Below are 12,132 nucleotides of genomic sequence, written 5' to 3' on the forward strand. Positions count from 1 at the left end.
AGTGAAGACGTCTAACGATGAAGTGGTGACGTTGACGGCGACGATTACAAAAGGAACTTCGAAGGAAACGAAAGAATTTACCGTAAACGTCGTGAAGCAAACAACGTTCAACGAAGCGGAATCGGTGGCAGCGGACAAAGCGACACTTGACATCGGTTATAGTGGCAATGATAAAGCAGTCAGTGTAACGCAGGATCTACGATTGCTAAGCACAGGAGCGAATGGAACGAGCATTGCATGGACGTCCAATAGCCTGACGATAGATGCCGCAACTGGCAAGGTAATCCGTCCAGTGAAGACGTCTAACGATGAAGTGGTGACGTTGACGGCGACGATTACAAAAGGAACTTCGAAGGAAACGAAAGAATTTACCGTAAACGTCGTGAAGCAGACAACGTTCAACGAAGTGGAATCGGTGGCAGCGGACAAAGCAGCACTTAACCTCGTTTATGATGGCACCGATACAGCGGTAGGTGTAACCAAAAGTGTAATTTTGCCTGAAGAGGGAACAAATGGAACGACTATTACATGGACCTCTAGTAATTTGTTAGTCATAGCCGCAAACGGAGTAGTGAACCGTCCAACAAATATAGACGGTGATGCTGCGGTTACCTTAACGGCGACAATTACGAAGAACGGTGTAACGGATCAGAAAACATTCAACCTCACCGTCCTGAAAAACAGCCGGACTTCGGCTCCGCTCAGCTCGGACATCGTGGTCACGAACAACGTCGCGGGTCAAAATGATGTAATTAAAGTGTCCAGCCTCCAAGCGGGTGATCTCGTGAACGTGTACAGCTCCACGGGTGACTTGCTCGGATCTGCTAAGGTTGCGAGCGGAGTTACATTCGCAACTGTGGAAGTTACACAGCTCAGCACAGCAGCCGGTTCCGTGCAAATCACAGTAACTCGCGGCGACATGGATGAAAGCATCAAGGTCAACGCGCCGTACGCAGCAGAAAATGCCAAGCCATACGTCATTTCAGGTACTGCACTGGATACGACAAGTGGAATTAAGGCCTCGGTGACGATAACACCGACCGAAGGGCTAACTTACTCCGGTTCAAAGCTTGTCGTATTCGAACTCATGAACGGGGATACCGCTGTGAGCATCAATGCTTTTGATTTTGACGCTACATCAAATAGACCTTTAATCGCACATTTCAATACCGTGTATAACGCAAATCACAAGGTGAAAGTGATGATTCTGGATCAGTATAACGTAGGCACGGATAATGTCGGCACCCCGTTGGCAAACCAAGTCGTTTTGAGCAAGTAAAAGATTATCATTTTGGTAGGCGGCCAAATATCGGGTTAACCGTGTTTGGCTGCCTTACACAGGAGTGAAACAAGAGTGAATAAGAAATGGCTTGCCCTGATTTTCTCTGCCGTAATGCTGATCGGCAGTGTAACCGGGATGACATCTGCAAAAGCCGCACCTTCCAAAGAGACGGTTAACAGCATTGATTCGGTGAACCCCGGTCAAGCAATCACGATAAGTGGTACCTCTCCTAATTCCGATGTCGTGGTAAAAGTGATCGACGTTGCAAAGAATGTAGTTGAATACATCGATACGATTTCTGTGTTAGATGGTGCTTTCTCCGTCAAAATAAACATTTCTCCCGATGCTTCCATCGGTACTCACAAGGTGATTGTTGGCCTTGGTTCCGAAGTTACAGCAAAGGAATTTGCAGTAACCCCTCGTATTGTACCTGGAGGACCAGGAGGACCAGGAGGACCAGGAGGACCAGGAGGAGTACCAACAGATGTCCCATCAAAGAATACAGATATCGTATATGTAGTTAATGGAGGCACATTAACTTTGAATGGGGCTACGATTGCTTTTCCGGCCGGAGTCGTAAAGGGTGACGTTAATAATTTCAAGGTAATAGTGAATAAAGTAGCGGATACGTCCGTTTTGCCAGTGGATTCATCGTCAAAGCTGATTAACGATGTCTTTGAAATTACTAAAGATATAACTGGCGAGTTCAGCAAACCTGTACAAATCACTTTGTCCTATGACAAAAACAGTGTAAATTTGGATCATTCGACAATTAACATTTACTGGTTCAATGAAGAAACTAAGAAGTGGATTCCGTTAGATAATCCGCAGGTGGATAGCAGCAGTGGTACGGTTACTGGCTCGGTCACTCATTTCACGAAATTCGCCATACTGGCAACTGCAAAAACAGATATCCCTGTAGCTCTTTCTGATACGAAGGGACACTGGGCTGAAAAAAACATTTTAGAATTGATTCAAAAGGGAGCTATTAGTGGTTACCCTGATGGAACTTTTAAACCGAATAACAACATTACTAGAGCAGAATTCGTTTCGATCATCGTAAAAGCTTTTAATCTCAAAGAGCAAGACGGGATGGTATTTGCGGATACGAGTAACCATTGGGCGAAAAGTTCAATAGCTACAGCGGCCGCACAGGGTATTATTAGTGGATATAGCGACACAACTTTCGGGCCGAACGATCCTATTTCCCGTGAGCAAATGGCAGCGATCATTGTAAAAGCGGTTAAAATGGACTCTTCGGCAGAAGGCACGACTTATACCGATAGCTCAGAGATTTCAGATTGGGCCAAAGCAGCCATTACTGCAGTCACTTCTAAAGGACTAATGAATGGATATCAGATGGTACTTTAAAACCGAAAGGGAATTCAACCCGTGCGGAAGCAGTTACTGTTATCTTAAGGGCTTTGGCTTATAAAAAATAATGTGAACTTTTAGGCTGTTCCAAATGTCATAAATAGACATTGGGACAGCTTATTTTTTTATTCGCTACCAGATGCTTAGTTGTAAAAGGGGTTAAATATACAGGAGCTAGATTCCATATTAATGAACGGATTTGGATTTCTAGATTTATTATGATTGAAACTATTGATTAGAAAAGTATTTGGAAATAACATTATTTAAAAAATAAATTTTGTAATAATTAAATATAATTGTAAAATCATATATCTGATTTTTCAATAAATAAAGTTGAACCCATCATGTGAGAGAAGACCTTGATTACTCAAGGTTTCCTCTCTTTTTATTTTGTCAGATGAATAATAAAAGTAGTGGGGGTTCAGAGCTAATATTATGATTTTAAATTATGGTAATTGTTAGCGAGAATCCAAAATTCAACTAAATGTTATAAACCATTCCCTCTTACTCGATTATTCCGTTGTTAATCGCCCAATTTCTACTGTTTTTCATAGAATGTGAGCTAATGATTATTTACGTAATGAGCATCTATCTATTAGGATCAAGTTTGAAAACGTATTCAAATAGGAAGGGGGCCATAGAACAAGCGATAGCTAAATCGTTGTATATTAGTCAACAAATTCCATTCGGAGGTATTCATCATTATGATAAGAAAAAGCAAAAAAATAAGCTTGTTGTTAGCCATTTTGCTTGTTCTGCAATTATTTTCTGGCATTCCGTACGGATTGACGGCTGCATCAGCAGCTTCTGAAAGCGTTTCTTCATCTGGCTTGCCGCAAGGTTGGAAGGCAGTGAAAATGACGGATATGATTGGCGGCATCAATGATCCTGGAAACGTGAATGTGAATTTTGAAAGCGGGAAATTTACAATGTCTGCGGCATCGGGGGGCTTGAGTGCTGATAACGATAACCTTGCTTATGTGTATATGCCGTTCACTTCGTCCTTAGACAAAGACTTTCAATTGACTGCAAAAATTAGTATGTCGGGTGAATTAGTTGATTCGAAGACATGGGCCATGATGATGGTCAGGGATGGTACGGAAAGCAATTCCAATTACGTATCGATAGGTTTGGATCGCAATACCGGAAGTACCAGAGTTCGTGATTATCGAAGGTTAGATACTTCAAATGGAGGGGGAAACACGGCTTTAACAAGTGACTCTGTCTATGTGAGAATGACGAGAACAGGAGAAGGGGCTTCATCTAAACTTGCTTTTGAGTACTCTTCCAACGGTACTACATGGACTAGCCGCACAAGCTATTCTAATAACGCAAATAATCATTATGTCTTAAATAAATCAACTTTAAATGTAGGTTTCGCTGTTTCTTCTGTCTCAGCGTCTTTTGAACAAGTAAAATTTACAGTTGGCGGGACGGGAGGAACGGGTACAGGCTCTCAGGTCATTTTCGATTCTGCAACGGCAGTATCAGAGACGCCTTCCACCCCACCAACTATAGGACCAACTATTCAGACATCTGTTACACCGCTTAATAGCAGCAGTGTGCCTATTTCGTGGAGTCCCGTAACCGGTGCAACGCACTACAACGTTAAAGTAGGTACTGTCTCCGGGAATTATAATGTCAGTACGAATCAAATATCTGGCTTGTCAACGACCGTAACAGGCTTAGTGCCAAACACCAAATATTTTTTCACAGTGAGTGCAGCTAACAGTGCTGGGCAAGGTCCGAATGGTACCGAGGTTTCCGCTACCACGCCTGCTGTTGCTGTGACGACACCGACTACTGCGCCAGTTCTATCTCAACCCACGGTCGGTGACCGGAGTGTAACGCTCTCGTGGAGTTCGGTGACCGAAGCGACGTATTATAGGATTAAGGCGGGAACGGCCTCTGGGGTCTATACGATGCTTGATCAAACTTCGGTTACCTCGTACACCTATAATGGCTTGCAGAACGATACCAAGTACTACTTCACAGTGAGCGCAGGCAATAGTGCCGGTGAAGGTCCGAGCGCAATTGAGGTTGCTGTCACGCCGCATGGTGCGACTGTCCTGGAAGCGCCGAAAAATCTAAGAGTTCCGGCAATGGCGTATGATGAAAAGAGTATCATTCTGGTGTGGGATAAACCGGATAACTACGCCAACATTGCGGATTACAACGTATACCAGAATGGAGTGTTTATAGGTACGGCAAACCAAAACACCTTGGACAATTCCCCGGCTCGTCCTTTTATCGATAAGTTCTATCAGGATGATGCCGCAAATAAGCATGTGAAAGTATCGATGCATAATTTCACAGCGACAGGCCTCAATCCGAATACATCGTATACGTATACGGTGAAAGCAGTTGACGCTATAGGTAAGGAATCGCTAGCCAGTAATTCAATCACACAGTCCACTACACCCTTACCTCAGGTATTCAATATTGTTGATTATGGTGCGGTGGGTGACGGGGTTACATTAAATACGGAAGCCATTCAAGCGGCTATCGACAATGCTACCTTTGGAGCAAAGGTGCTGATACCTGCCGGTGTGTTCAAATCCGGAGCGATCTTTTTGAAGAGTGATATGACCCTTGAGATCGGTGAGGGCGCGACACTGCTCGGTTCAGAGAAACCTCAGGATTACCCGTTCGATTATTATTTATATGATTACTCGACCGTTCCGAGGTATTACTCACTTATAAATGCACATACGTACGATTTCGGCAGTATCAAAAATATTCGAATTGTTGGGAAAGGTACGATTGATGGGAATGGATGGGTATGGAGTGATCCTCCGAAGTTCAATGATGGTTATTTTCCTGTACAAACTCCAAGCAGTAATAGTAACTACGGAACGTATGGCGTATTAGCCAAAGCACAGACGGATTATGCAAGGGACAATTTCTTCGCTGGACAAACCAATGCGCAAGCCAACGGTTATGCAGCTCGGTCCAACCTGATTACGCTGCGAGGTGTTGACAATGCGTTCTACGGCGGCTTTACGGCATTGAATCCGTCGAACCATACTTTGGTTAACCTGAATTCGAACCATATTACCATAACCGGAACGAAGCTGTTGACCTTCGATGACAACAATGCGGATGGCATTGAGTTTGGCGGAGGCGATGGTCTAACGGTATTTAACAATGTGCTCGACACCGGTGACGACAATATCAACTTTGCTGCCGGACAAGGTGCAGTTGCACAGCATGAAGATTCGACGCGTAATGCCTGGATTTTCAACAATTACATGAGAGAAGGCCATGGTGGCGTTGTTATGGGTAGCCATACCGGTGCGTGGATCGAGAATATTCTGGCAGAGGACAACGTCATGAACCAGACGGAAATCGGACTCCGCGCCAAAACGAATACCCCGACCGGGGGTGGAGGAAGGAACGTTGTTTTCCGGGATACTGCGATGAAAAACGGAAAAAATCAAGCGTTCATATTCACATCTTCCTACTCCGACGTTAACTCAGTCAGTGAATTTGAGCCTTCGCCTACGATGGCCCAATTTAAAGACATTACAGTTCAGAATGTGACAGTGGAAGGCTACAAAGGCGATTCGATCAACGTGGCCGGGGTCGATGGCGGCGGATTCCATGAAGGCATCCATTTTGATAATGTAAAATTTTATGGGAACAGTAATTCCGCTGTGAAGCAAGCCAATATCAGCTACATGAGAAACAGCTCTTTTAAAGATGTTGTATACGATATCGCAAGTCCTTGGAAGATTGCCAATTCAGTTGGCCTTACATTTACTGGTACAACGACTATGGACAATGTTTCGAAGAATGCAGCGGCGGCGCCAATATGGCCGAACGATAGCACGCTAACCTCTTCCAACGAGAGTAACAGTTCTGTGAAATTGACTTGGACATCAGCATCAGATAATACAGCAGTAAGTAATTATCGTGTGATTGTTGATGGTGCCGTTGTTACGAGCAGCATCACGGGAACCACAAACACGTACACAGTAAGTGGGTTGTCTCCCGGGTTGAAGTATACGTTTAAAGTGGAAGCAATCGACGCGACAGGCAATTGGACCACTACCGGACCTAGCGTGTCAGCGACAACGACAGGAATAGCAGGAACAGTTCCTCCGACGGTACCGACCGGAAGCAACAGTATCCAGCTCGTGGGCACGGCGAATACGACATGGGCTAATATCAAGTGGACGCCAGCAACATCTGCCGTGAAGGAGTATGTGATTTATAACAACGGGCAGAAGAAAGGTTCGGTGGCAGGCAGTGCAAGTACCTTCAACGTGACTGGACTTGCGTTTGCGACAAGGTACGTGATTGAGGTAGAAGCGGTAGATGCTTACGGCAATAAAGCGAAGTATCCTTTCCAATTGGTAATAACTACCGCAGACCCATATGATATTGGAGCGCCGAAATGGCCGACAAATAGCCAAATCACCGCGAATGAAATTACGGGGACAAGTGTGAAGTTGAGCTGGACACCGGCAATTGACGATATCGGTGTAACGGGATACCGATTATACATGAACGGTAAACCAATTGGGGGCGATGTGAAATTTACCCCTGTCAACTCGGCAAATACAGTTTCGGCAACCTCGACATCGTATACGGTGACTGGCCTCACGCCGGGAACGAGCTATACATTCAAGGTGGAAGCGGGAGATGGAAGATCAAAATGGACCGGTACGGGACCGAGCGTGAACATCGTTACAGCCGTTCCCAGTCAGGATAACCAAATTTGGAAGTCAGTCTCGTTCGGACAATCCACAGATCTGAACTTCGCATCGAATGTACTGCCGAATAAAGTGGGAACTAATTATGCCAATCCGGAACAGCCAGGCACCATTAACGGAAAAATCGTGTTGGAAAGCAGGGGTGGGAAGATTGCCCAAGGACACGATGGCATGACTTTTTACTACACAACTTTGGATCCGAAAGTAAACAACTTTGTACTTGAAGCGGATGTAACCATCGAACAATTCGGACCTGAGACCAGCGGGGGCCCCAATTCGCAGGACAGCGCAGGTCTGATGGTCAGGGACATTAACGGGCAACCTCGTCAGGACCCTATGGTTCTAGGGTATGAAGAGCTTCCGGCTGGTTCCAACATGGTAGCTATCGGAGCTATGCGTGTATCAAGCAGCGATAAGAGTAAAGTTCGAATCAATTCGATCTATCGAACTGGAGTGTTGTATCCATGGGGCAATCCGGGAGGCACCATAACTCAATCCGCATTCAGCACCGTCTCGGCTAACGATGTACCGGTCGGTTTACCGCCAGTCGGGAAGCCTGTCAATTTGAAGATTGAACGAACGAACGATCGATTTATTTTGACCACCACATACAAGCATGTAACTCCTAACGTCATCATCACCAAGGAAGTGGCTGGAGCGGATTTGGTTCAGGCGATCGATCCAGATCATATGTATGTCGGGTTCTATGTGGCAAGAAATGCCAAAATGATTGTAGAGAACGCAAAGCTGACTTTAAGTAAAGCGAATACGATTCCCTCTGTTGTGGTTCCGACCGCTGAGCCGGCCGCTACTATGAATATCGTTTCGGCGCCTCAATCAGGCTCGGCCGCATATGACCTGAAGGCACTTGCGAATTACGGCGGAACGATCTCAGTGACTAAGGACGGAGCCCAGGTTATAGCCAATGCAGTCGTTACTAAAAATGAGGCATTCGTTTTCAGCACAACATTGGATAACGATACTGCGGTCTTTAGTGTTACCTTAACACCGGTAGGAGCGCCAAGCGCCAATCCGATCACCAAGAGCATTACCGTTACCAAGAAAATTTACAACAACGGTGCGGGAATTTACGTTTCCACTGACGGAGGGAGCGCGGCCAAAGGAACCATCGATGATCCGATGGATCTAGCAACAGCAATTCGTTATGTGCTGCCAGGCGAAACTATCTTTATGCGCGGGGGAACGTATAAACCTGCTGCGACAATTACGATCGCTAAAGAATATAGCGGAACGCCAGAAAATCGCAAGATGCTGACCGCTTATAATGGTGAGAAAGTGATCGTTGATGGACAGAGAAATATGAGCAACGTTATGCAAATCAATGCTGACTACTGGCATATTGTTGGCCTTGAACTGACCCAAGGAAGCAGCAACGGCATGAGGTTGACAGGAGACCATAACATCATTGAATTGATGAAATTCTATTTTAACGGAGATACCGGCTTCCAACTGAGCGGCGGAGGAACGGATCCAAACAACTGGCCGAAATACAATCTAATATTGAACAGCGAATCCCATGATAACCGTGATGCATCCGATATTAATGCCGACGGCTTTGCTGCGAAGCTAGGTGTAGGCGTAGGCAATGTATTCAGAGGCAACATTGCGCATCATAATATTGATGATGGTTGGGATCTGTTTAACAAGATTGATGAAGGACCGAATATGCCAATCACGCTGGAAGGAAACATTTCCTATTCGAATGGTAAGTTGAGCGATGGCTATAACCAGAATGGAAAAACAGGGAATGGTTTTAAACTCGGTGGTGAAGGATTTCCTGTGGCGCATATTGTCAGAAACAATATTGCCTTCGACAACAATATGGATGGTTTTTCAGATAACTTTAATCCAGGAGCGTTGAAGATTGAGAACAATACGTCATTCAATAACAAAAGATTTAATTATATTTTCAGATCGAATCCGTACTTTCAGCCTGACAAAATGGGATCATTCATAAACAACCTGTCCTTCCGTACAAATACAGAAGGTACATTAGAGGATTTCATCTCAGGAAATGTAGATACTACAGACTTCTTCTTCGACGGGGTAAAAACTGCGAATAGCAATAACCTTGTCGTCACTGGGGCAGATTTGGTCAGCTTGCAGGCTCCTGAGAAGTTTGAAAGAGACGGGGATGGTAACCTACAATTTGGCGATTTTCTTAGAATTGCTTATACCAGCCCGCTAAGAACAGCTGGTAAGAATGGCGGTCATATCGGTGCGCTTGCTGCAGTTGCTCCGGGCGACGGGACACCGGGAGGCGGAACGCCTGGGGATGGAACACCGGGTAGCGGGACACCTGGCAATGGAACTCCAAGCAGCGAAATTCCGTCCGACAGCAGCAAAACAGCGCCTGCGGCGATCACTGTACCCGTGACCTTAGCCGGAGGAGTCGCGAGTGGGACGATAGACAACGCGAAGCTGAGCGATACGCTTAGCAAAGTGGCGGCAAACGCCAAGGGCGTAAAGAGAGCAGATATTGAGGTAGCCAAAATGAATGGGGCGAATGCTTATGAGCTCGTTATTCCGGCTAACGCGATAACTACGGCAGGCAAAAACCAGCAGATTGCCATTTCAACAGCTGTAGCTACCGTTGTATTGTCGGGTAATTTACTCAGTAACCTGGATCTTGGCGGAGCTCAAAACGTAACTTTGAATGTGTCCATCACAGACACAGCCAATCTTCCTGCGGATGTGCGCAATCAAGTTGGCAATCACCCGATTGTAGATTTAAGCTTCACTGCGAACGATAGGAAAATTGCGTATAATAATCCTTCTGCACCGGTGGAAATATCCATTCCGTACCAACCGACCGCCGACGAACTAAAGAATCCTGAGCTTATTACCGTATGGTATATCGATGGATCAGGCAAAGCAACTCCAGTTCCAAGCGGAAAATATGATGTGAATACGGGCAAAGTGACGTTCATAACGACTCACTTTAGTAAATACGCGATAACCTTCGTTCAGAAGTCGTTCAACGACTTGAAGAACGTACCATGGGCTCAAAAATCGATCGAAGTCATGGCATCCAAAGGGATAATCAACGGCACAACGGCTATGACATACACGCCAAGCCACAGTATTACAAGAGCCGATTTCACCGTTCTGCTTGTCAGAGCTTTAGGATTAACAGCCAAAGTGGATGCAACTTTCTCTGATATATTGCCAACCGATTATTATTATGAAGGTGTGGGTATTGCGAAGAGTTTGGGTATCGTAAATGGTCAAGATGAAAATAAATTTAATCCGACAGCTAACATTTCCAGACAAGATATGTTTGTAATTGCTGCCAGAGCGATGAGAGTGGCTGAACTGCTGAATTCCAGCGTTGCTTCCTCCAATCTGAACAGCTTCGTGGACAACTCGGATATCGCGGCATATGCCAGCGGGGATATGGCAGCAATGCTGCAGAACGGTTTGATTCAAGGAGATGACAGCAAAAAGCTGAACCCTCACGCAAACACGACCCGTGCCGAAGCAGCTGTATTGATCTACAGAATATACAATCATTAATAATAATGTTTGCAGTAAGGAATACCCGCTGCAAGGCAGATTTAAACACTTGGAACCCTTGTTAGATAAGGGTTCTTTTTATTGTACAATGTAAAAAACATAGCGGTACAGCGATACTGCCATAAAGTTATCACACAATATTAGTACCATCAAATACATCTAGATCGCTTGTATTCGTACTACTGTTCTGGTTATTCGTAAGGGTACCGAAGCTGTCACCTGGCGTAAACGAGTTTGCACCCGCATGCATCTTGGTATTGCTGGACAACACGATAAAAGCGGCATCTCCAACTTGGACATTAGAACTGTTAGAAACGTTATTAATTCTGATATTTCCGACAAACGAATTCACCCGTTCACTCCTCTCCCTTCATGAACTAACCAATAAGCTATACTATGTAATTTCTCGCCCAAACGTCACATGGGTGCTTATAATAAAACACTGTTGGATAAAGAAGGAAAGAACACATCAAATACATTTGCTACTGGGCAGATTCATTGGAAAGAGGTTTGGGATGCAAGCTTTAACGTGAAAAAGCAGATCTGCCAATTCAATCGACAGCATCTGCTTTTTTTGCTTCCATGCTTGTTAGCTGCTGGTTAGTCTAACAAGTAAATGCATCAATAAAACGTAAATCAATCCCAAAGAACATCCAAGTAAAACCATTCCATCTAAAACCAGAAATTGAGTTATGGCCTACGAAAGTAGGGAAATACCAGAATTGCTGCCCGTTACTCAGCCACACATAAGTGAAATTGAACAAACACCGTCTAATGCTTCCGGGGTCTACGGCAAAGGTTCCTCCTGCAGCTTGAAATGGCTTCTGTGGGGTATAAGCAGGAGGTGCTGACGTGGGCTGTTGTTGGCCGCCTCCTTGTGGTGGCGTACCTGGGAATGAAGGCCCAGGTCCAGGAAATCCCTGACTCGGAAATCCGGGAGACATGCCAGGGCCTGGAAATCCAGGTTGACCACCGGGCTGACCAAGGCCCGGTTGACCTAGTCCGGGAAACCCTGGGAATCCGGGAAGTCCTAGTCCACGCGGATCATAGGCGGGCACCCATGCGTAGGCTTGCGGAATTGGATAAGCATAGGGAGCTTGATAGGGAGCGGACATAGGATTGGGAGCTGGATAATCAGCGGGACTAGTCGATACAGGCTGTGGTTGCAAGGTATCTGCCTCTAATTTTCTATGTTGTTTTTTTTTCTCTGGAGCCATATGT

The 12,132-nt window shown here is 45.3% G+C and carries 5 protein-coding genes; 3 read left to right on the plus strand and 2 right to left on the minus strand.

Translation table 11 applies throughout. From position 1 onward, the window contains the following. The 3 genes from FU659_RS35490 to FU659_RS14925 all read left to right on the plus strand — a co-directional run. Positions 1 to 1,279 (plus strand): immunoglobulin-like domain-containing protein (locus tag FU659_RS35490; RefSeq protein ID WP_315971321.1); only part of this gene is annotated, 1,279 nt, incomplete at its 5' end. A 75-nt stretch (positions 1,280 to 1,354) separates the two neighbouring features. Continuing rightward, on the plus strand, positions 1,355 to 2,653 hold the full coding sequence (locus FU659_RS14920; RefSeq protein ID WP_147948320.1) for an S-layer homology domain-containing protein: 1,299 nt from the start codon (positions 1,355 to 1,357) through the stop codon (positions 2,651 to 2,653). Between the two features lie 707 nt (positions 2,654 to 3,360). Next, positions 3,361 to 10,911, plus strand: a complete 7,551-nt coding sequence (locus FU659_RS14925) for a fibronectin type III domain-containing protein (RefSeq protein ID WP_147948321.1) — start codon at positions 3,361 to 3,363, stop codon at positions 10,909 to 10,911. Positions 10,912 to 11,041: 130 nt separating this feature from the next. Here the strand turns inward: FU659_RS14925 and FU659_RS14930 are convergent, their stop codons facing one another. Next, complete coding sequence (locus FU659_RS14930; RefSeq protein WP_147948322.1) at positions 11,042 to 11,263, minus strand: spore germination protein; 222 nt, start codon at positions 11,261 to 11,263, stop codon at positions 11,042 to 11,044. A gap of 253 nt (positions 11,264 to 11,516) precedes the next feature. Further along, positions 11,517 to 12,128, minus strand: coding sequence for a hypothetical protein (locus tag FU659_RS14935; RefSeq protein WP_315971322.1), 612 nt, complete (start codon positions 12,126 to 12,128; stop codon positions 11,517 to 11,519). Positions 12,129 to 12,132: the final 4 nt, after the last annotated feature.

Origin of the sequence: Paenibacillus sp. N3.4 (assembly GCF_008017805.1) — a bacterium.
Lineage (GTDB): Bacteria > Bacillota > Bacilli > Paenibacillales > NBRC-103111 > Paenibacillus_E.